Annotated in this window: 20 protein-coding genes; 17 read left to right on the forward strand and 3 right to left on the reverse strand. The window is 64.6% G+C overall.

The annotated features are described in order from the left end of the window. The first annotated feature begins 67 nt into the window (after window positions 1-67). The 16 genes from ACO07K_RS02995 to ACO07K_RS03070 all read left to right on the forward strand — a co-directional run bounded on the left by ACO07K_RS02995 (window position 68) and on the right by ACO07K_RS03070 (window position 16,106). Window positions 68-532, forward strand: a complete 465-nt coding sequence (locus tag ACO07K_RS02995; RefSeq protein ID WP_298311448.1) for a DUF2840 domain-containing protein — start codon at window positions 68-70, stop codon at window positions 530-532. Continuing rightward, on the forward strand, window positions 529-1,041 hold the full coding sequence (locus ACO07K_RS03000; RefSeq protein ID WP_298311450.1) for a S26 family signal peptidase: 513 nt from the start codon (window positions 529-531) through the stop codon (window positions 1,039-1,041). The genes ACO07K_RS02995 and ACO07K_RS03000 overlap by 4 nt, the downstream gene beginning before the upstream one ends. A 2-nt stretch (window positions 1,042-1,043) precedes the next feature. Further along, on the forward strand, window positions 1,044-1,862 hold the full coding sequence (locus tag ACO07K_RS03005; protein WP_422034431.1) for a lytic transglycosylase domain-containing protein: 819 nt from the start codon (window positions 1,044-1,046) through the stop codon (window positions 1,860-1,862). A gap of 571 nt (window positions 1,863-2,433) precedes the next feature. Further along, window positions 2,434-4,317, forward strand: a complete 1,884-nt coding sequence (locus ACO07K_RS03010; RefSeq protein ID WP_422034432.1) for a DUF3363 domain-containing protein — start codon at window positions 2,434-2,436, stop codon at window positions 4,315-4,317. A 119-nt stretch (window positions 4,318-4,436) separates the two neighbouring features. Further along, complete coding sequence (locus ACO07K_RS03015; RefSeq protein ID WP_324505421.1) at window positions 4,437-6,437, forward strand: conjugal transfer protein TraG; 2,001 nt, start codon at window positions 4,437-4,439, stop codon at window positions 6,435-6,437. A gap of 8 nt (window positions 6,438-6,445) precedes the next feature. Further along, a complete protein-coding gene (locus tag ACO07K_RS03020; protein WP_324505420.1) occupies window positions 6,446-6,889 on the forward strand; it encodes a CopG family transcriptional regulator in 444 nt (147 codons plus the stop codon). A gap of 139 nt (window positions 6,890-7,028) precedes the next feature. After that, window positions 7,029-7,997 carry a P-type conjugative transfer ATPase TrbB gene (gene trbB / locus ACO07K_RS03025; protein ID WP_422034433.1) on the forward strand — a complete coding sequence of 323 codons (969 nt, stop codon included), beginning with the start codon at window positions 7,029-7,031 and terminating at the stop codon, window positions 7,995-7,997. Next, window positions 7,994-8,320 carry a TrbC/VirB2 family protein gene (locus ACO07K_RS03030; protein WP_289298417.1) on the forward strand — a complete coding sequence of 109 codons (327 nt, stop codon included), beginning with the start codon at window positions 7,994-7,996 and terminating at the stop codon, window positions 8,318-8,320. The genes trbB and ACO07K_RS03030 overlap by 4 nt, the downstream gene beginning before the upstream one ends. Continuing rightward, window positions 8,320-8,583, forward strand: coding sequence for a VirB3 family type IV secretion system protein (locus ACO07K_RS03035; protein ID WP_422034434.1), 264 nt, complete (start codon window positions 8,320-8,322; stop codon window positions 8,581-8,583). Before ACO07K_RS03030 ends, ACO07K_RS03035 begins: the two co-directional genes overlap by 1 nt. A gap of 10 nt (window positions 8,584-8,593) precedes the next feature. Next, a complete protein-coding gene (trbE, locus tag ACO07K_RS03040) occupies window positions 8,594-11,032 on the forward strand; it encodes a conjugal transfer protein TrbE (protein WP_422034435.1) in 2,439 nt (812 codons plus the stop codon). Then, window positions 11,029-11,766: a P-type conjugative transfer protein TrbJ gene (trbJ, locus tag ACO07K_RS03045; RefSeq protein WP_422034436.1), complete on the forward strand. Its 738-nt coding sequence runs from the start codon at window positions 11,029-11,031 to the stop codon at window positions 11,764-11,766. The genes trbE and trbJ overlap by 4 nt, the downstream gene beginning before the upstream one ends. Before the next feature lie 40 nt (window positions 11,767-11,806). Continuing rightward, the gene (gene trbL, locus ACO07K_RS03050) at window positions 11,807-13,060 is read left to right on the forward strand and encodes a P-type conjugative transfer protein TrbL (protein ID WP_422034437.1); all 1,254 of its coding nucleotides are present in this window, start codon (window positions 11,807-11,809) and stop codon (window positions 13,058-13,060) included. Beyond that, window positions 13,060-13,743 (forward strand): conjugal transfer protein TrbF, encoded by a 684-nt coding sequence (gene trbF, locus ACO07K_RS03055; RefSeq protein ID WP_422034438.1) that lies wholly within the window; start codon window positions 13,060-13,062, stop codon window positions 13,741-13,743. Before trbL ends, trbF begins: the two co-directional genes overlap by 1 nt. Next, the gene (trbG, locus tag ACO07K_RS03060) at window positions 13,740-14,687 is read left to right on the forward strand and encodes a P-type conjugative transfer protein TrbG (protein WP_324522871.1); all 948 of its coding nucleotides are present in this window, start codon (window positions 13,740-13,742) and stop codon (window positions 14,685-14,687) included. The genes trbF and trbG overlap by 4 nt, the downstream gene beginning before the upstream one ends. Then, window positions 14,684-15,850 carry a TrbI/VirB10 family protein gene (locus ACO07K_RS03065; protein ID WP_298311687.1) on the forward strand — a complete coding sequence of 389 codons (1,167 nt, stop codon included), beginning with the start codon at window positions 14,684-14,686 and terminating at the stop codon, window positions 15,848-15,850. Before trbG ends, ACO07K_RS03065 begins: the two co-directional genes overlap by 4 nt. 10 nt (window positions 15,851-15,860) lie before the next feature. Next, window positions 15,861-16,106, forward strand: a complete 246-nt coding sequence (locus ACO07K_RS03070; RefSeq protein WP_298311689.1) for a DUF2274 domain-containing protein — start codon at window positions 15,861-15,863, stop codon at window positions 16,104-16,106. On the opposite strand, the gene ACO07K_RS03075 is transcribed toward ACO07K_RS03070, so the two are convergent. The 3 genes from ACO07K_RS03075 to ACO07K_RS03085 form a co-directional block, all read right to left on the reverse strand. After that, complete coding sequence (locus tag ACO07K_RS03075) at window positions 16,099-17,007, reverse strand: LysR family transcriptional regulator (RefSeq protein ID WP_298311690.1); 909 nt, start codon at window positions 17,005-17,007, stop codon at window positions 16,099-16,101. The two genes, ACO07K_RS03070 and ACO07K_RS03075, sit on opposite strands and share 8 nt — an antisense overlap. 543 nt (window positions 17,008-17,550) lie before the next feature. After that, window positions 17,551-18,837, reverse strand: coding sequence for an adenylate/guanylate cyclase domain-containing protein (locus ACO07K_RS03080; RefSeq protein WP_422034439.1), 1,287 nt, complete (start codon window positions 18,835-18,837; stop codon window positions 17,551-17,553). Continuing rightward, on the reverse strand, window positions 18,837-21,212 hold the full coding sequence (locus ACO07K_RS03085; protein ID WP_422034440.1) for a heavy metal translocating P-type ATPase: 2,376 nt from the start codon (window positions 21,210-21,212) through the stop codon (window positions 18,837-18,839). Before ACO07K_RS03085 ends, ACO07K_RS03080 begins: the two co-directional genes overlap by 1 nt. Here ACO07K_RS03085 and ACO07K_RS03090 point away from each other — a divergent pair. Beyond that, window positions 21,153-21,515, forward strand: a complete 363-nt coding sequence (locus ACO07K_RS03090; RefSeq protein ID WP_366522854.1) for a metal-sensitive transcriptional regulator — start codon at window positions 21,153-21,155, stop codon at window positions 21,513-21,515. The genes ACO07K_RS03085 and ACO07K_RS03090 overlap by 60 nt on opposite strands. Window positions 21,516-21,597 lie beyond the last annotated feature (82 nt).

The raw sequence follows: 21,597 nt of genomic DNA on the forward strand, positions 1-21,597 counted from the left end.
GGATAACAGGTTGCTCGGCAACGGGGCCGCGACCGAGCGTACTTCCGACGCGTGATGGAGGTACCGCATGAGCGACCTCACGCATGTCGAGCTCCTGTGGCTCGAGAAGCAGGCCGAACACTGGATCCGCTTTGGCCGTGCCGCAGAGGAGCAGATCCTCGATCGTCGGCGGCGCGTCCTCTCCTTCGCTCCGGGCAGCGTCTTCGCCTTCGTGCGCTGGGCAGCCAACGACTACGGCACGGTCGCGTCGCGGATCGACATCCTGCGCGCCGTCCGGGCCAGCGAAACCTGCGCGACTGTTCCGTTTGTGCGACCTGGCGCCGACATCCTGCTGCGAACGTCTGGCTGGCCCAAGGTCAAGCACGTGCTGCAGATGATCGACATCGTGGAGACGTTGGGTGTCGATCCGGCCGACGCAGCGCCAGATTATTGGCGTCACATTCACAATCGCCTGTCGGTCGGCGAAGCGCTCCGACCCTATACCTTGGCGCGGCACAAGGCGTGGCTTCTGCGGCAGCGGATCGGCTCATGAGCGGGCGGAAGCGCGTGTTTATGGCCATGGTCGCCGGTGTCGCCATTCTGGCGTTGAACACTGGCAAAGGTGCACTTCCGCTCTTCATGTGGAATGCCTCGGCAAGCGTGCCTGTAGGACTCTACCGACTGCAGTCGATCGACAAACTCTACGCTACTGAGCTGGTCGTCGTCGTGCCACCAGAGCCGCTCGCGAGCTTCCTCGTTGAGGGCAACTACCTGCCGCGTGGCGTTCCTATTCTCAAGCACGTATTGGCGCTTCCCGGGCAGACCGTCTGCCGGCAAGGTTCCACAATCCTGATCGATGAGACCGCGATCGGGCTGGCCCGCGAGCGCGACGGACGCGGCCGGCCGCTACCGACCTGGCAAGGTTGCTACGTCATCGCGGCAGACCAGCTGTTCGTGATGAACTGGCAATCGGCTGACTCGCTGGACGGACGATACTTTGGCCCGATCCCAGCATCCGCCGTTGTCGCCCGAGCGCATCCCGTCTGGATCGAGAAGGAGTGACCATGCATTGCAATTTCGCTCACGCACCGGTGCGCTTGCTCATGACGTGCTGCGACCCACCCTCTTTCCCGGCCAAGATCCCGGCAGGCGTCGTGCGATCGTACGCATTGGTAACGGTGATCGCGCTGATGGTGACCGCAGCTGGACTGTCCGAAAGAGCGCATGCCGAGCCGGCTCGTGCTACGGAGTCGACGACCGCAGCGACCGTCGATCCCTATGCCGCCTTTGTCCACGAAGCTGCTCAGCGCTTTGGTGTGCCCGCGTCCTGGATCAGCGCCGTATTGGCTGTAGAGAGTGGCGGAGACGTGCGCGCACTCTCGGCGCAAGGTGCAATGGGGCTGATGCAGATCATGCCGGATACTTGGGCTGACTTGCGTGCTCGTCATCGGTTGGGCGCCGACCCCTACGATCCTCGCGACAACATTCTCGCTGGCGCGGCCTACTTGCGCGAGATGCATGATCGCTACGGCGTCCCCGGCTTCCTGGCTGCCTACAATGCAGGCCCGCGGCGTTACGATGACTATCTGGCGGCGGGCCGGGAGCTGCCTGCGGAGACTCGGCGCTACGTCGACATGCTCGTCCCGCTGATCGGAGACGAACGAGTCAACAACGCGGCCACTCTTAACCGCCGTGTCATGAGATGGCAGGAGTCACCGCTGTTTGCAGCGCGTACCCGTGAGAGCTCCGCAGCCATGCCGTCCTCTCGGCACACGTCATCGGAGCGAGCATCGGCCGGTCGTTATGTTGGCGTTGCATCTGCGCTGGCGCTGCCAGCTGATGGACTGTTTGTGCGCCACGGCACCGCAAGTCGGTCGCCGTGATTCGGAGCGTTCGTGGATGCCGGCATTCGGTCAGATTGTCGAAGGAGCTCATGAGGCTTCTCGGCCCAAGATCCTGAATTATGGACGGCAAGATAAAGCGGGTGGCCCCGCTGCCGTCGCTGCGCTCCTAAGGGATTGTCTGCACGTTGTTTTTCGAGGGCCCGGCGCCGGCTCTTTGCGACGTGCGTTCGGCTCTTGAAGCACTTTTCTCTTTGTTATCAATGCTCCAAGCGCCATCGCTCTTGGGCAACCCTTCCGATGCTACCCGGGAGACGCCTTTTCTACGCCACGCAGCGATGTGTGTGTTCGGGCGCTTGAACGCGTTCGCGTCGCTGCCAATCCTTATGCCATGGCACGTGATGACGACGATTTCCGTCTCCGGCCCGGCAGGATCCGGAATCGCGATGGCGCGCGGATTGGCAAGCGCCGCGATGGTGGCGGGGGCAGCCGCAGGTCCAGCTTCAACGGGCAGATTCAGCAGGCTATTCGACGGGCTGGCGGCAGTCCCTCCCGGGTGGGGAAGGCCGGAAAGGGAAGCGGCCGGTTTAATGAACGAGGGCGTGGTGCTTCCGTGGCTGCGGTGCTGAAGAACCGCAAGCCATGGAGCCGCGACGGTGGCGTCCGAACGCGCTCGCGGCGGGTCGCGGTCAAGGCTCGGGTCGTGAAGCTCAATCCCCAATCCGGTTCTGTCCGGGGACGGCAGTTCGTCAGTGCCAAAGCCGTCGACGCGCATCTCCGCTATCTCCAGCGTGATGGCGTGACGAAGGACGGGGAGAGGGGTCAGGTCTATTCAGCCGGCCGGGATGCCGAGGATGGTCGTGCGTTTGTCGAACGGGGCCGGGAAGACCGGCACCAGTTCCGCTTCATCGTATCGGCCGAGGAGGGCGTGGAGCTCCCGGATCATCGCGCGACTACCCGCGATCTCATGAAGCAGATGGAGGCCGACCTTGGCACCCGCCTCGACTGGGTCGCGGTCGATCACCACAACACCGGCCATCCTCATACCCACATCATCGTCCGGGGTGTGACAGACGATGGCAGGACTCTCAACATCGCTGGCGACTACATCGCGTATGGCATCCGGGAGCGGGCGAGCGAGGTCTTGACTCGTGAGCTTGGCCGCCAGACCGAGCAGGACGTGTCCCGTGGCCTGGAGCGGGAGGTCGACGCTGATCGCTTCACCAGGCTCGACCGCATGCTGCTCGCCGAGCAGCGGAGCCGCAATGAGTTCGCCGACCTCCGGCCAGATCGGGACGTGCTCGAAAGCCTGCGGCTGAACCGGGCCCTTCTGATCCAGCGGGCGCGCAAGCTGGAGCGTATGGGCCTGGCCGCCGAGGTTGAGCCCGGACGGTGGACGGTATCTTCCAAGGCCGAATTCGTCTTGCGGGAGCTGGGCGAACGCGGCGACATCATCAAGACGATGCATCGGGCATTGGACCGGGAAGGATTGGCGGGCACTCGCTCTGTCGTGGGCTATGTCCTTCATCGTGAAAAGATGAGCGAGCCGATCGTTGGCCGGGTGCTTGACAAGGGGCTGGCCGGCGACGAGATGGGCGAGCGAGTGAGGCTGGTCGTCGACGGTGTGGACGGGCGCGTCCATCACATTGAGATGGATCCTGCTCGAGCAGAGGATATCCATCGGGGCATGATCGTGGCGGCGGGCGCTGGTGAGGCCGGCCCCCGCGCATCAGACCGCAACATTCTGGCCGTTGCCGGTCAGGAGGGTATCTATCGGCCGGCCACGCATCTGGAGCAGGCTGTCGGCACCGTCGAGCGTCTGGGCGGCGATCCTGCGGCTTACGTCCGATCCCATGTGCGGCGCCTGGAGGCGTTGCGGCGGGCAGGCCATGTCGAGCGGATCGACGCCGACCACTGGCGCATTCCGGCCGACCTGGCCGAGCGCGGCCGAGCCTACGATCTCGCGCGGGACCGCGCGACCGGTCGGGTGACCGTTCTCTCGGCGACGGGGCTCGAGCAGCAGGTCGGTCATGATGGCACGACGTGGCTCGACCGCGAGCTGGGGGCTCGTCAACGCACCGTCCTGGCGGACGACGGCTTCGGCCGCGACGTGGCCGCAGCGCTGGCCAGGCGCCGACGATGGCTGGCTGACAAGGGCTATGCCACAGATGTCGGCGACGGGCGGATCCGGATTTCTAAAGATGTGGTGCAGCGGCTGGAGGCTCGCGAGATCGAGCGCGTTGGCCGGGCCCTCGCCGCAGAAAGGGGGCGGGAATGGCAGCCCGCCATTCCGGGTAAACACGTTGCCGGGACGCTGGTCGGATCCACGCAGCTTGCGAGTGGACGGTTCGCCATGCTCGACGACGGGCTCGGCTTCAGCCTGGTCCCGTGGCGACCCGCGCTCGAACAGCATGTCGCCCGATTGGTTTCGGGGGTTGCCTCGCCCGGCGGCGATGTCAGCTGGTCTTTGGGACGACGTCGAGGCTTGGGGCTCTAGGCAGAAGAGAGCATGACTGCTCCGGCGTTCCACCAAATTGCACGCCAAAGCCGCCGCGCGAGCGCTGCGCGCGTCGTCGGCATTGAATGGATGGCAAGCGACAGCTTGATCTTGTCGTCATGTCTGCGACGAAGATCCTGTGGGGGCAGATCACCCTCGTTTTCACCATCGTGCTCGTAGCAGTATGGGCGTCGACGCAATGGACGGCGTGGCGGCTGGGTTACCAATCCCAGCTCGGACCACCCTGGTTCGAACTCGCCCACGTCCCAATCTACTTTCCTCCGACCTTCTTCTGGTGGTGGTACGCCTTCGACGCCTATGCACCCTCGATCTTTGTGGAGGGCGCCTGTATCGCGGCCTCTGGCGGCTTCATCTCGATCGGGGTCGCGATCGGCATGTCTGTATGGCGTGCGCGAGAGGCAAAGAACGTGGCGACCTACGGTTCGGCACGTTGGGCGACAGCAGGCGAAGCACGCCGCGCGGGATTGATCGGCCCGGACGGCGTAGTGTTGGGCAAGCTCGGCGCCGACTACCTGCGCCATGAAGGACCGGAGCACGTCCTTTGCTTTGCGCCGACACGCAGCGGCAAGGGCGTCGGCCTGGTCGTGCCGACCTTGCTGACCTGGCCCGGCAGCTCGATCGTTCACGACATCAAGGGCGAGAACTGGGAGCTGACCTCGGGTTTCCGGTCGCGGCATGGCCGCGTGCTGCTATTCGATCCGACCAATGCGGCCTCGGCGGCCTACAATCCGCTGCTCGAGGTCCGGCGCGGCGAGTGGGAAGTCCGCGACGTCCAGAACATCGCCGATGTGCTGGTCGATCCCGAAGGCGCTCTGGAGCGACGGAACCACTGGGAGAAGACCAGTCACGCCCTGCTCGTCGGTGCCATCCTGCATGTCCTCTATGCCGGTGAGGACAAGACGTTGGCCGGGGTGGCGGCTTTCCTGTCAGATCCCAGGCAGCCGATCGAGACGACGCTCCGGGCAATGATGACCACGCCGCACCTCGGCAAGGCGGGTGTCCATCCGGTCATCGCCTCGGCGGCTCGCGAACTGCTGAACAAGAGCGAGAACGAGCGCTCGGGCGTTCTCTCGACCGCCATGTCCTTCCTAGGCCTGTACCGCGACCCCGTGGTCGCCCAGGTGACGCGTCGCTGCGACTGGCGCATCCGCGATCTCGTCGAGAGCGAACGGCCGACGACCCTCTACCTCGTTGTGCCGCCGTCCGACATCAGTCGCACCAAGCCGCTTGTGCGGCTCGTGTTGAACCAGATCGGCCGCCGGCTGACCGAAGAGCTGCACCCAAAGGGACGGCGGCACAGGCTGCTGCTCATGCTTGACGAGTTCCCGGCACTGGGTCGCCTGGATTTCTTCGAATCGGCGCTCGCCTTCATGGCGGGCTATGGGCTCAAGAGTTTCCTCATCGCCCAGTCGCTCAATCAGATCGAGAAGGCCTACGGACCGAATAACGCCATCCTCGATAACTGCCATGTCCGTGTGTGTTTCGCCACCAACGATGAGCGTACCGCCAAGCGCGTCTCGGATGCGCTCGGCACGGCGACGGAGATTCGTGATGCCAGGAACTACGCCGGCCACCGGCTGAGCCCATGGCTTGGGCATCTCATGGTCTCACGACAGGAAACGGCGCGACCGTTGCTGACGCCCGGAGAGGTCATGCAGCTGCCGGCAACCGACGAGTTGGTCCTGGTTTCCGGCTGCCCACCGATCCGGGCCAGGAAGGCGCGGTACTACGAGGACCGGCAGCTGACGGAGCGTCTGCTTCCACCGCCGGAGCCTGAGCGACCGAGAGCCTCCAGCGTCACCATGGATGACTGGAGTGCCAAGGCTGTTCGCCCGGTTCCGACGGCAAGCGGAGAGAGGACCGGCGGTCTTCAGGACGGGCAGCCCGTCGACGATCCCGCAAACGGCGGCATTCGTCGGGAGCCGGAGCTTGCCGAGCATGAAGACATTGCCCCCGAGCCGAATGCGCCTTCGCCTGAGTTCGAGTTCGCCGAGGACGAGGCCGACGACGACGCGGCGCGCGCCCGCCGTTTGCGGGCGACGGCCCGCGGACTCGCCCGTCAGGCCGCGATGGATCCGGGCGATGGCATCGATCTGTGAGGGAGTAGATGCGCACCAAGCATACGTTTCGTCTGCCGCCCGATCTGGGGCTGAAGCTTGCCGACTATGCGTCGCGCAAACGCGTGCCGCAGGCCCATGTCGTGGAGACTGCACTCGCCTCGTTTCTGTCGCCTGATGCCTCCGAAAGGCTGGAAGGAGCGCTCGGTCGTCGGCTGGACCGGCTCGTTCGACAGGTCGAGCGTCTGGAACGCAATGTCACCATCTCGAACGAGGCGCTGGCGCTGTTCGTTCGCTTCTGGCTGACCACCACGCCCTCGTTGCCTGACGGCGCACAGCAGGCCGCGCAAGCGAAGGGTCGCGAGCGGTACGAGGGCTTTGTCGATGCTCTGGGCCGGCGCCTGGCGAAGGGCCGGACGCTATCGGAGGAGATTTCACAGGACATCGAGCCAGGAGAGGGCACGGAGAGTGGCCCGTCTTCGGAGCCTGTCTGAGTGGTCCCGCCCATTCACACGCCTTTCTACGCCTGAGCACTACGATCCCTCCGTTGTTGTTGCGCACGGTACGTTGCTGCTTCTTCTAATTGACCCCGTTTGGTGACCGCTGCTTGCGGTCCTGCATCCCGGGGTAACGATGACGGTCCATTCCTTCCAGGCAGAAGTTATCTCGCGCGGCGCTCGCATGCTGCGCACGGCGCTCGGACCCGCCATCGCGAATTGGCTCGAGGACCCGTCGGTCGTCGAGGTGATGCTCAATCCCGATGGTCGACTCTGGATCGATCGGCTGTCGACCGGCCTGGTGGAGACGCAGGAGAGACTGGCAGCGGCCGAGGGCGAGCGCATCGTGCGGCTGGTAGCTCACCATGTCGGCGCCGAAGTCCATCCGACCAGCCCGAGGGTATCGGCCGAGCTGCCCGAGACGGGAGAACGGTTCGAGGGACTGCTGCCGCCGGTCGTTGCGGCGCCCACTTTCGCGATCCGCAAGCCCGCGGTCGCCGTCTTCACCCTCGACGACTACGCCGCGGCAGGCATCATGACGATGGGCGAGGCTGACGCGCTTCGACAAGCCGTCACCGATCGCCGCAACATCCTGGTGGCAGGTGGCACCTCGACCGGCAAGACGACGCTCGTCAATGCGCTCCTGGCCGAGGTGGCCAAGACCGACGACCGCGTGGTCCTGATCGAGGACACCCGCGAACTGCAATGCCGTGCCGCCAACCTCGTGGCCTTGCGTACGAAGGATGGCGTGGCGTCGTTGTCCGAGCTGGTCCGCTCGTCGCTGCGGCTGCGGCCCGACCGCATACCGATCGGCGAGGTGCGGGGCGCTGAGGCGCTCGACCTCCTGAAGGCGTGGGGCACCGGCCATCCCGGCGGCATCGGTACTATTCACGCCGGATCGGCGATCGGCGCGTTGCGACGCCTCGAGCAGCTCATCCAGGAAGCGGTCGTCACGGTGCCGCGCGCCCTGATCGCCGAGACCATCGACCTCATCGCCGTGCTGTCGGGCCGCGGCGACGCACGCCGGCTGACAGAACTCGCCCGCGTCGACGGTCTCGACGCCACCTCGGACTACGCACTCTCAGCTGCAGGAGAATCTCAATGACGCGCCTCGCGATACGACACGCTGTTACGGCGGCCGCAAGCTTGACTACGGCCCTGCTCGTCCTCTCGTCGACCGCTCATGCGGCGGGCTCCAGCATGCCCTGGGAGCAGCCGCTTCAGCAGGTCCTGCAATCCGTCGAGGGTCCGGTGGCCAAGATCGTCGCGGTGATCATCATCATCGTCACCGGCCTCACCCTGGCGTTCGGCGACAGCTCCGGTGGCTTCCGGCGCCTGATCCAGATCGTATTCGGAATCTCGATCGCCTTTGCCGCTTCAAGCTTCTTCCTCTCGTTCTTCTCGTTCGGCGGCGGGGTCCTCGTCTGATGACCGAACCCGTTCCCGGCTTCGTGGTGCCGCTCCACCGCGCCTTGACCGAGCCGATCCTGCTGGGCGGGGCGCCGCGCTCGATCGCGATCCTCAACGGCACGCTAGCGGCGGCCATCAGCCTGGGGCTGCGCCTGTGGGTCGCGGGCCTGCTGATCTGGCTGCTCGGCCATGGCCTGGCCGTTTGGGCCGCCAAGCGCGATCCGCTCTTTGTCGAGGTGGTGCGCCGCCACCTGCGCATCCCAGGCCGGCTCGGCGTCTGAGGGGGCTGTCATGATGAATCTCGCCGAATACCGGAACTCCGCCACGTGCCTCGCCGATTTCCTCCCATGGGCGGCGCTCGTCGCTCCCGGCGTCGTCCTGAACAAGGACGGCTCGTTCCAGCGGACCGCGCGTTTCCGTGGCCCCGATCTCGATTCCGCGGTGCCGGCGGAACTCGTCGGCGTCGCGGGGCGATTGAACAACGTCCTGCGTCGTCTTGGATCGGGCTGGGCGCTCTTCGTCGAGGCTCAGCGGTTGCCTGCCAGCATCTACCCGGAGAGCAGGCTACCGGACGCGGCTTCGGCGCTGGTCGATGCCGAGCGCAAGGCCGCGTTCGAAGAGCAGGGCACGCACTACGAGTCGGCCTATTACCTGACCTTTCTCTATCTGCCGCCGGCCTGGGAGTCTGGCGGCGTCGAGCGCTTTCTCTATGAAGGCCGCAACCGCTCCGCAGGAGCGGACGCTCGTGAGATCCTGGCCGGGTTCACCGATCGCACCGACAGGGTGCTGCAGCTCCTCGAAGGTTTCATGCCCGAGTGCCACTGGCTCGACGATGCTGAGACGCTGACCTATTTGCATTCCTGCATCTCCACCCGGCGCCAGCGCGTGCGCGTGCCGGAGGTACCCATGTATCTGGACGGGCTGCTGGCCGATCAACCCTTGACGGGTGGCCTGGAGCCGAAGCTCGGCGACTGCCACCTGCGGGTGCTCACGATCGTCGGCTTCCCGGGAACCACCACGCCCGGACTGCTCGACGAACTCAATCGCCTGGCCTTCGCCTACCGCTGGTCGACGCGGGCGATCCTGCTCGACAAGACCGACGCTACCCGGCTTCTGACGCGCATCCGCCGTCAGTGGTTCGCCAAGAGGAAGTCCATCGCGGCCATCCTCAAGGAGGTGATGACCAACGAGGCGTCGACGCTCGTCGACACCGATGCGCACAACAAGGCGATCGACGCCGATGTGGCGTTGCAGGAACTCGGTTCGGACGCGGTCGGCGCGGCCTACTGCACGGTGACCGTCACGGTATGGGACGAGGATCCGCGAGTCGCCGACGAGCGGCTTCGTCTGGTCGAGAAGGCGATCCAGGGCCGCGACTTCACCTGCATGGTGGAGAAGATCAATGCCGTCGATGCATGGCTGGGCTCCCTTCCCGGGCATGCCTACGCCAACGTGCGCCAGCCGCCAGTCTCGACGCTCAATCTCGCGCACATGATCCCGCTGTCGGCGGTCTGGGCGGGGCCGCCGACCGACGAGCATTTCGGTGCGCCGCCGCTATTCTTCGGCAGGACCGAGGGGGCGACGCCGTTCCGCTTCTCCCTGCATGTCGGAGATGTCGGCCATACGCTCGTCGTCGGCCCGACGGGCTCCGGCAAGTCCGTGCTGCTCGCTCTAATGGCTTTGCAGTTCCGGCGCTACGACAAGGCGCAGATGTTCGCCTTCGACTTCGGCGGTTCCATCCGCGCCGCTGCGCTCGCCATGGGTGGGGATTGGCACGACCTCGGAAGCGCGCTCGGCGAAGAGGAGAGGGAGCCCGTCGCCCTCCAGCCCCTGGCCGGCATCGACGATGTTGCGGAGCGGGGCTGGGCCACTGACTGGATTGCAGCTCTCCTGGCCCGCGAGAAGATCGTCCTCACACCCGAGGTGAAGGACCATGTGTGGTCCGCGCTTGGATCGCTGGCCTCCGCACCGCTGGAAGAGCGCACCCTGACGGGCCTGTCGGTCCTGTTGCAGTCGGCCGCCCTCAAGCGGGCCCTCCAGCCTTATTGCCTGGGAGGGGCTTATGGCCGTCTGCTGGACGCGGAGGCCGAACGGCTCGGCAGCACGTCGGTGCAAGTCTTCGAGACTGAGGGGCTGATCGGCACCGGCGCCGCGGCTGCCGTGCTCGCCTATCTCTTCCATCGGATCGAGGCCCGTCTCGACGGCAGCCCGACCCTGCTGATCGTCGACGAAGGCTGGCTCGCCTTGGACGATGAGAGCTTCGCCGGCCAGCTGCGCGAGTGGTTGAAGACCTTGCGCAAGAAGAACGCCTCCGTCGTCTTCGCGACTCAGTCGCTCTCGGACATCGACGGCTCTGCCATCGCGCCGGCCATCATCGAGAGCTGTCCGACTCGTCTCTTCCTGCCGAACGAGCGGGCGATCGAGCCGCAGATCACCGAGATCTATCGCCGCTTCGGTCTCAATGACCGTCAGATCGAGATTCTCGCCCGGGCGACGCCCAAGCGTGACTACTACTGCCAGTCGCGCCGCGGCAATCGCCTGTTCGAGCTCGGCCTGGGCGAAGTCACGCTTGCACTGACGGCGGCCTCGTCGAAGGCCGACCAGGCCCTCATCGAACGGGTTCTCGCCGAACATGGCCGTGAGGCTTTCCTGGCCGGTTGGCTTCAGGCGCGCGGCGTGACGTGGGCTGCCGATCTCATCCCCGACCTCAGCACAGGAGAATCGCCATGAACTCGATCCATCGTTACGGCGTCACGCTCGCGGCGATCCTCGCCCTCTCCGGCGCTGCGTTGCCGGCTTCCGCTCAGATGACCGTGTTCGATCCCAGCAACTACTCCCAGAACCTGCTGACGGCCGCGCGTACCTTGCAGCAGGTCAACAACCAGATCCTGTCGCTCCAGAATGAAGCGCAGATGTTGATCAACCAGGCGCGCCATCTCACGAGCCTGCCATACTCCTCCCTGCAGCAGCTTCAGCAATCGATCGGACGGACCCGGCAACTCCTGGGTCAGGCGCAGAACATCGCCTACGACGTCCAGCAGATCGATCGCGCGTTCTCGACGACCTATGCGCCAGCGTCGGCGAACCAGTCGGCCCAAACGTTGATCGCCAATGCCCGCACACGTTGGGAGAACTCCGTGGCGGGCCTGCAGGATGCGCTGCGCATCCAGGCGACGGTGGTCGGCAATCTGGACACCAACCGCTCCGAGATGTCAGCTCTCATGGAGGCGAGCCAGGGGGCGGCAGGGGCGCTGGAGGCGGCGCAGGCCGGGAACCAGCTCGTCGCTCTACAGGCGCAGCAGCTCGCCGACCTCACGGCGACGGTCGCTGCGCAGGGGCGGGCGCAGAGCCTCGAAGCGGCCGCCCGCGTGGCCGCCCAGGACCAGGCGAGGGAACAGCTTCGCCGCTTCCTCGCGCCCAACACCGGCTATCAGCCGTCCACCGTCCGCATGTTCCACGAATGAGCCCGCCGCCGCGTGGGCAAGAGGTACGGAGTGAAAGCCGATGGGCGGCACAGGCGTTATCGACCGGTTCCTCGTAGTCTTTACCAGCTACATCGACAGCGGCTTCGGGTTGCTGGGCAGCGAAGTCGGCTTCCTGGCCGCCACCCTGGCCGCGATCGACCTGACGCTGTCCGCGCTGTTCTGGGCGTGGGGCCGGGACGAGGATGTCATCGCCCGGCTCGTCAAGAAGACCCTGTTCATCGGCGTCTTCGCCTATCTCATCGGTAACTGGAACAGCCTCGCCCGTATCGTGTTCGAGAGCTTTGCAGGCCTTGGCCTGAAGGCCTCCGGCACCGGCCTGTCGGCAGCGGACTTTCTGCGGCCCGGGCGGGTCGCCCAGGTCGGTCTCGATGCCGGACGGCCGCTCCTGGAGTCGATTTCGGGACTGATGGGCTACATCAGCTTCTTCGAGAACTTCATCCAGATCGTGGTGCTGCTATTTGCCTGGATCGTGGTGCTGCTCGCCTTCTTCATTCTCGCCGTTCAGCTCTTCATCACCCTGATCGAGTTCAAGCTGACGACGCTCGCCGGCTTCGTGTTGATCCCCTTCGGACTCTTCAGCAAGACGGCCTTTCTGGCCGAGCGGGTGCTGGGCAATGTCGTGTCCTCCGGCGTGAAGGTGCTCGTACTGGCGGTCATCGTCGGCATCGGCTCGACGCTCTTCTCTCAGTTCACCTCGGGCACCGGTGCCCAGCCCTCCATCGAGGATGCCATGGCGCTGGTGCTGGCCTCCCTGGCCCTGCTGGGCCTCGGCATCTTCGGGCCCGGCATTGCCAACGGCATCGTCTCAGGCGGACCCCAGCTGGGGGCCGGCGCGGCGATCGGAACCGGGCTCGCCGCCGGTGGGCTTGCCGCCGCAGGCGGAGCCCTCGCGACCGGCGGTGCGAGCGCGCTGGCCGGCGCCGCCGGCGCGGCCGCCCGGGGCTCTGCCGCCCTGGCAGGTGGCGCCGCGACTGCCTATCGCGCCGGTGGTCTGTCCGGCGTGACCATGGCTGGCGCATCCGCCGCGTCGAGCCCGCTCCGCCGGGCGTCAGAAAGCGTTTCGAGCAGCTTCGAAGCCGGCGGGCGCGCCGCTGCCGGCGGTGCCGAGACCGGCGCCGCGGCTGCATCGGCGGACACACCGCCCGCCTGGGCACGGCGCATGAGGCGGAGTCAGGCCGCAAGCCACGGAGCGTCCGCCGCCACGCACGCCATCCGTTCCGGCGATCACGGTGGTGGCGGCTCCTCCATCGATCTTTCTGAAGGGAACCCCTGATGTTCAAGCGTTTCTCCGTCCGGTACGGCCACACACCCGTGCCGGAGACGCCCTACCAGAAGGCCGCGCAGGTCTGGGACGACCGAATCGGCTCGGCGCGCGTGCAGGCCCGGAACTGGCGCCTGATGGCGTTCGGTTGCCTGGTCCTGGCCGCCGGTCTTGCCGGTGGGCTCGTCTGGCAAGCGGCGAGGGGCACGATCACGCCCTGGGTTGTCCAGGTCGACAGGCTGGGCCAGGCGCAGGCGGTCGCCCCGGCCGATGCCTCCTATCGGCCGACCGATCCGCAGATCGCCTTTCACCTCGCGCGCTTCATCGAGGATGTGCGCGGGCTGCCGTCCGACGCGGTCGTGCTGCGCCAGGGGTGGCTACGGGCCTACGAGTTCACGACCGATCGCGGCGCCGCAGCCTTGAACGACCATGCCCGCCGTGCCGATCCTTTCGCCAGGCTCGGCAAGATGCAGGTCTCCGTCGAGGTCTCGAGCGTCATCAGGGCATCGCCGGACAGTTTCCGGGTGGCATGGTCCGAGCGTCGCTATGAAAGCGGCCAGCTCGCCGCTACCGAGCGCTGGACCGCCATCCTGACCATCGTGATCGAGACGCCGCGCGACGCCGATCGCCTGCGCAAGAACCCCCTCGGGGTCTTCGTCAACGCCATCAACTGGTCGAAGGAGCTCGCACAATGAGGTACCGCACTATACGGCCAGTCCTCTTCGTTTCCCTGCTGGCGATCACCGGATGCGCGTCCACCAAGCCGCCGCAGATCAGCTACGACGAGAGCGTGCCCCCGCTTCCGGCGTCCTCGGTGCCTGCCGAGGATCCGCCTCCGCGGCCTCTGCATGTTCCGCCGGCCTGGACGCCGGCGCGGGGAGGATCCGGCGATGCGAGGGATCCGGTGGCGCGCGTCGAGGCCGCCAATGGCGCCGCGCGGGTGGAGCCGCGCCGCGAGGGCTACTTCAACGCCGTGCAGGTGTTTCCCTACAGCCCGGGCGCCCTCTACCAGGTCTACGTTGCCCCGGGACAGGTCACCGACATTGCTCTGGAGCCTGGCGAGCAACTCACCGGCTCAGGCCCGGTGGCGGCCGGCGACACGGTACGCTGGATCATCGGCGACACGGAGAGCGGTAACGGCGATACGCGTCGGGTCCATATCCTGGTCAAGCCAACCCGGCCGGCCATCGAGACCAACCTCGTGGTCAACACCGACCGCCGTACATACCTCATTGAGCTGCGAGCCCACGAGCGACCCTATATGCCCTCGGTCGCGTGGTTCTACCCGGAGAGCCGAGGCAAGAGCCTTCGCACTCTGCCCCCGGTGCCGGTTCTCCCCGAGATTGCCCAGCGCCGTTACCGCTATTCGATCGAGGGCGACAAGCCGCCCTGGCGTCCGGTCAACGTCTACGACGATGGGCGCAAGGTCTATGTCGAGTTCTCGCCCGGCATCGTGCAGGGCGAGATGCCGCCTCTCTTCGTCGTCGGCGCGGATGGCAAGCCAGAGCTCGTCAACTCCCGTGCATACGGCAACGTCCTGATCGTCGACCGGCTGTTTGCCGCTGCCGAATTGCGGCTGGGCGGCGAGAGCCAGCAGATCGTCCGGATCGTTCGCACGGACGGAAGGCCGCAACGATGACCGATCAATCTCAGTCGGATTCCACACAATCGACGACCGCTCAGCCCTTCCGGCTGCGATCGGAGGGGCCTCGCGTCACCCGTCTGTCGCGCACTGTGCTGATCGGTGGAACGGCGCTGGGCCTGATCCTGCTCTGCGGCGCCGTGCTGTGGGCATTACAGGGCGACCGGCTGCGTGGCGTCACGCCGCAAGACCTCTACACGACCGACCGGCCGCGCCTGGCCGATGGTCTGGCGGCGCTGCCGCGGGATTACACCGGGGTTCCCCGAGATGTCCCGCCGCTCGGGCCGCCGTTGCCGGGCGACCTCGGCCGGCCGATCGTGGCAGCCCAGAGTCAGGCCGCGCCATTGGCGCCCGACGCCGACCAGCAGCGTCGGGCCCAGGAGACGGAAGCGGCGCGCGTCAGCCGCCTGTTCGCTCCCGGCAATCGCCAGACACCGTCTGGTGCCGGAAGTATTCCCCCGTCTCAGCCATCAATGTCGGCAGCGGCGTCGGCCGATGAAGTCTCGATCCAGAATGGACAGGACCGCAAGCTCGCCTTCATGAATGCGCCTGTCGATCGGAGTACAATCAGTTCCGATCGTCTCGCGCGGCCCGTATCGCCGTTTGTGCTGCAGGCTGGCGCTGTCATCCCTGCAGCTCTCATCACCGGCCTACGATCCGATCTTCCGGGGCAGCTTACTGCCCAGGTGACAGAGAACGTCTATGACACGCCGACTGGCGGTGCGTTGCTGATTCCTCAGGGGGCACGGCTGATTGGCGTCTACGACAGCCAGGTTAGCTTCGGGCAGTCACGTCTTCTTCTGGTCTGGACGCGGCTGCTTCTGCCGAACGGCTATTCGATCGTGCTCGAACGACAACCCGGGGCGGATGCCAGCGGTCAGGCCGGTTTGGAAGACGGTGTCGATCATCATTGGGGCTCGCTGTTCAAGGCCGCACTTCTCTCGACCATCCTCGCGGTCGGCACCGAACTCGGGTCGGACCAGAACGATAGCGATATCGTCCGTGCCCTGCGCCGTGGTGCGGGCGACACGCTGAATCAGGCTGGACAGCAAGTGGTGCGGCGCAACCTTAACATCCAGCCCACTCTGACCATCCGGCCGGGCCATCCGGTGCGGGTCATCGTGACGCGCGATCTCGTGCTGCAGCCTTACCGAGGATAGGAGAAACCCGATGTCCAAGCTCAAACTTGGTGCCATCTTGGACGAGAAGCCGGTGAAGCTTACGGTGGAGTTGCCGGCGGCGATCCACCGCGATCTCACTGTCTACGCGGAGGCGCTTGGTCGCGAAACAGATCAAACGATTGATCCGGCAAAGCTCGTCGGGCCGATGTTGGCCCGGTTCATGTCGGCTGATCGAGCCTTTGCCAAAGCGCGGCGTTCGGCAAAAGTTTCGGCGCAGAAAGTGGACGCTAGGTGAGGGTGGTTGGATGGTGTGCTTGTCGGAGCGTGTCCAGGAACCGGGCGAGCGCAGGGTTTCGGTTCTGCTCCTCCCAGCACGCCGTGAACGTGATGTGGCTCGGACCCGATGCGTCGCGAATTTCGCGAAAGCGGACGCCGGTATAGGCAAGACTGGTCCATGACTCGAAATGAACGCTGACATGAAGTCCTGCTTCCACCATCCCGAGAACCTTCTCATTGCTGGCGTCCCAGGTCTCGATCCTGGGGGTATCACCCGGCGCTGCGAGTTTCCTGAGGATCAGGTTGCGAAGATCAAGACCCGGATCCCATTGGCTTAGAAGAAATGTCTCGTCTTTGAGATCACTCCAATCGATGACCTCGCTGTTGGAGAGCGGGTGCCGCGAAGACAGGGCCGCAACAATGCGCTCTGACCACAAAGACATCGAAGGTCCGCTATGTTGCCGTGCCTCGCCGACAATGATGGCGATGTCCACATCTCCCGATCCGAGTGCCGTTATGAGCTGAGCCGGAGATCGTTCGGTAACCTGCATGGCGACTTCGGGAAATAGCTTGATGTGATCGGCTATGATGGTACGAACCTTGTTGGTCGATGCGGCCGTCCCGAAGCCTACTTTGAGCACACCGGCTTCCCCACGATCGGCCAACTGCGAAGCCTTGATCATGTCGTCTATTTCTTCGAACAGACGGCGTGCCGCATGGGCCATGCTCGCGCCAGCCGGGGTAAGGCGCACTCCTCCACTGGAGCGCTCGAATAGCGAAACGCCGACTTGATCTTCAAGGTGGCGAACGCGACGGCTCAATGCCGATTGTTTGAGGTTGAGAGCCGCCGCAGCTTGTCGGAAGCTCCCGTGCTCGGCGGCAGCGATAACGCTGCGGAGCGAACCAAGATCGAGATTCATAATCCGACCATGTGTGTAGTTGCAGGATTTGAGTAGGAGGCTGCCAGTGCGTATCGCTAGCTCCTCTTACTCGGTGAATCCTGTCTCGGTGATTTCCATCAGCACACATTTTTGCAATCTCGGCAGATTCGCCGCTGGCATGCGTCCGCAGCGTTCGGCAACTACGGACATGAGCACGGTCATCTTCTGCGTGCACGTGGCTGTTCACTTTTGGAGCCATCGTTTGATTGCAACTCCACTTACCTTGCTCGGACGGCAGAATTAATCGCGTCAGTCATCGGCGGGTCCGCAGGCTTCGGCACGCTATCGGGAGTGGTCCTGGCGGGACCTCTACCCCGCACGACAGCGGCGCCGATGAGCGAAGGAGCAACACGGCACAGCGCGACCGGTGAGGGCGCGAATCACCTCGGGTGACGTCGGCTACACGGAATCGGCAATGGCGAATATGCGCCTGATTGGAGGCTCGATGCGCTAGAAACGACAGGTTGATCCTCGCCGAGATCGCAGCATGGAGGCGAGGTACACTTAGGTGCTCCACCAAAGTCAGGCCGTCGAATGCCCGTCGGCTTGGGAAAGGAAAGCGATCCGCAATTTCTCGTGCCTGCCGTCGAGCGCCGCGTCTTTCCATCGCCAATCGATTCCATCCCGAAAACTCGGGGCCTCGATTAGCAAACGCTCTGAGACGACCAAAGATGCATCAAGAGAGCGGCAGAGGCGTTCGAGTCGCTCGGCCACATTGACGGCATCGCCAAACACGGTGAACTCCGCGTGAGTTCCGCTTTCGAGTACGCCGCCGATGACGGACCCGACATGTAGCCCAATTCCTGCCTTGAGGGCGGCACTCCCTTTGCTTAGACGCGCCTTCCTCCACTGCTCAAGTGAGCTGCTCAAGGCCAAACCGCACTTCACTGCTCTCGTTGAATCGTCCAGCGATGTTTTCGGATGACCAAACACCGCCATCACGCCGTCCCCGATAAATTTGTCAACGGTGCCGCCATACTCGAACACGGCCTCCGTCACAACTTGCCGATACTCTGACAGAAGCGCGGCCATCGCTTCGGGCTCGGAGGCTTCAGTCAACCGAGTGAAAGAGCGGAGATCGACAAACATTATGGCTGCCCTCCTGCGAGTAAGCGCAAGAGCGGCATCGTTGCTCTGCAACTCGGCGACAAGGCTTGGCGAAAAAAACCTGGCCAACATTCGGCGCCGGCCTTCGCTCCCTAGCGCTTCGGCGAGCGCTACGTTGTGCTCCTTTGTCAGGAGGTAGCAGACGAAGCCCGCGAAAGTGAACGCAGCAGCGAGTGCCCCCTCGACGCCAAACGTTGACCATTCGCTGTGGGCCATCGGGTGTAATTTCGCATGAACGACAAGCGTGATCGCGAGCAGCAATAGCCAGCCTATGAGCACTACGGCAGAAAAGAGGACGACAAGAGCAGGCTTCAGCCGCAATGCCGCGTGAGTCAGCAGCAAGAATCCGACTGCCAGAGTAGGCGCAGTCAGACTGTGGTCGAATTCTTGGCCGGGAGCGAAAAGATGCTCGTGGAACAGCGCCACGACCAGCAGGGCATCCACAACAACGAATGCGGTCGTCGACCATGCTGGGCCGCGGCGTGTCAATGCAAGGATGATCGCGACAATTGTCGCCACACTGTAGCCTGCAATCACCTGACCATGGACGAGCACACTGTCGCCATGTCCACTTGCCAAGAGATTGAGTACCAGGACACCAAGCACGAGTAGCCGCAACCATGCGGAGCGCCTCTCGCGCCGCCACCGACGCTCCGTACCGGAGAGGGCAACTTCGTTCCTGGCGGGGCTGGCCGCGATCATTAGAATCGCAATGCCCTGAGCCTCAGCGCGTTGGCGATGACGCTGAACGAGGACAGTGCCATCGCCGCCGCTGCAATTATCGGTGAGAGAAGAATGCCGAATGTTGGGTAAAGCAATCCTGCCGCGATCGGTACTCCTGCCGCATTGTAGACGAAGGCGAAGAACAGATTTTGGCGGATATTGCGCATCGTCGCTTCGGACAGTCGGCGGGCACGCACGATGCCCATCAGGTCACCCTTGAGCAGGGTCACTCCCGCACTCTCGATGGCCACGTCTGTCCCAGTGCCCATGGCGATACCTACGTCGGCTGCCACCAGTGCCGGCGCATCGTTCACTCCGTCGCCCGCCATGGCAACGACGCGACCTTCGGCTCGCAACCTCTCGACCACTGCACTCTTCTGTTCAGGAAGTACGTCCGCCTCCACCTCGGCAATGCCGAGGCGGCGTGCCACGGCTTCTGCCGTCGTGCGGTTGTCTCCGGTCAGCATGACGATGCGGATCTTCTCGGCCGTTAGTGCTCGCACCGCCTCAAGCGTCGTTGGCTTCACGGGATCGGCAATGGCGAAGATAGCCGCGGCCTTGCCATCGACGGCGAGGAAGATTGCAGTTGCTCCCTCATGCCGAAGGCGTTCCGCTTCAGCCGCCAGGCTGGCGGTGTCGACACCCCCTTCTGCCAGGAATTTCGCATTTCCGAGGGCGATTTTGCGACCACTCACGGTGCCGGTCACGCCCTTGCCGGTGGGCGAGTCGAAGTCACTTACCTCGGACAACCCCAGCTTCCGCTCGTTAGCTTCATTGACAATCGCCAGCGCGAGCGGATGCTCGCTGGCCTTCTCGACACTGGCGGCAAGCGCGAGCACCGCGTTTTCGGTGAAATCTGCCGCGGGCACGATCGCCACGATCTTCGGCTTGCCTTCGGTCAGAGTGCCGGTCTTGTCGACGACCAAAGTGTCGATCCGCTCCATGCGTTCCAGCGCCTCGGCATTCTTGATCAATACGCCGGCCTGCGCGCCGCGTCCGACACCCACCATGATCGACATGGGGGTAGCGAGCCCCAGCGCGCATGGACAGGCGATGATGAGGACGGCGACGGCTGCAACCAGGCCGAACGCGAAGCGCGGTTCGGGCCCGAAGACGGACCATGCGACGAATGCGACGACAGCGACGGCCATAACAACGGGGACGAAGTAGCCGGAGACCTGATCAGCCAGCCTCTGGATCGGTGCGCGGCTACGCTGCGCATCGGCAACCATCTGGACGATGCGGGCCAGCATGGTGTCCCGCCCGACCTTGTCGGCACGCATGACAAGTCCACCGGTCGTGTTGAGCGTACCGGCGATGAGCCGGCCGCCTGTCTCCTTTGTAACGGGCATCGATTCACCGGTGACCATCGACTCATCGATCGCCGATCGGCCGCTTACGACTTCTCCGTCGACAGGAACTTTCTCGCCAGGCCGCACGCGCAAGCGGTCGCCAACGGCGATCAGGTCGAGCGATACGATCTCGTCCGTCCCATCGTCTTTCAGGCGCTGCGCCGTTTTCGGAGCGAGGTCGAGCAGGGCCTTGATCGCGCTCGAGGTTTGAGCGCGCGCCCGCAACTCGAGCACTTGGCCCAGCAAAACGAGAACTGTGATGACCGCTGCGGCCTCGAAGTAGACGGCAACCGAGCCGTCGGCGCCTCGGAAGGCGGCAGGGAACAGCCCAGGGGCGAGGACGGCGAAGACGCTGTAGCCCCATGCCACGCCAGTGCCCATGGCGATCAGCGTGAACATATTGAGATTGCGGGTTACGAGCGACTGCCAGCCGCGCACGAAAAACGGCCAGCCGGCCCACAGCACAACCGGGCTGGCGAGCAGCAGTTGTATCCAGTTCGACGTCTTCTGCCCGAGGAGCATATGCAGCGACGTGAGGTGTCCCCCCATTTCCAGCGCGACCACTGGCAGGCTCAGCGCGAGGCCAATCCACATACGCCGCGACATGTCGATCAGCTCGTGGTTCGGCCCGTCGTCGAGCGAGACCTCCGCAGGCTCCAGTGCCATGCCGCAGATCGGGCAGCTTCCCGGCCCGATCTGCTGGATTTCCGGATGCATGGGGCAGGTGAAGACGGTGCCGGGCGCGACAGGTGCTTGCGGTGCGGCTTTGTCCGGCTTCAAGTACCGGTCCGGTTCGGCCGTAAACTTCTGCAGGCACTTGGGACTGCAGAAGTAGTGCGTATGCCCCTCGTGCTCGGCGGTGTGTTTGGCCGTGGCGATCTTTACCTTCATGCCGCAGACGGTATCTATCGCCGTCTGTGGCTCGCCGGGTTGGTGAGAGGGATGATCGTGATGATGGGCGTGTCCGCCGCTGCAGCAATCGTGTTTCATGCTTGCCAACATATACCGTACGGGGGTATAGTGCAAGGCATGGACAGTAAAATCAAGAAGTCGCAACTCGCCCGCCTCGGCCGTATCGAAGGCCAGGTGCGCGGTATCGCCCGGATGATCGAGGAAGAGCGCTACTGTATCGACGTGCTGAACCAGCTTCGTGCGGTTCGTGCCGCTCTGAACAAGGTCGAGCAGGAGACGCTCGGTGACCATCTTCAACATTGTGTCGCCCATGCGTTCCACGCCGGATCGGAGAAGGACCGTAAGGACAAGATCGAGGAGATACTCGAAGTGCTCGACAGTCGTCGCCACTGACGACGCTCTCGATTCCGTGGATTGACAACTCGTCTGACGCTGATCATCTATATTGTCATGACCGCCGCCCTTTCCTTTCGGA

This window comes from Reyranella sp. (assembly GCF_965228225.1).
In the GTDB taxonomy this organism is placed as follows: Bacteria; Pseudomonadota; Alphaproteobacteria; order Reyranellales; family Reyranellaceae; genus Reyranella.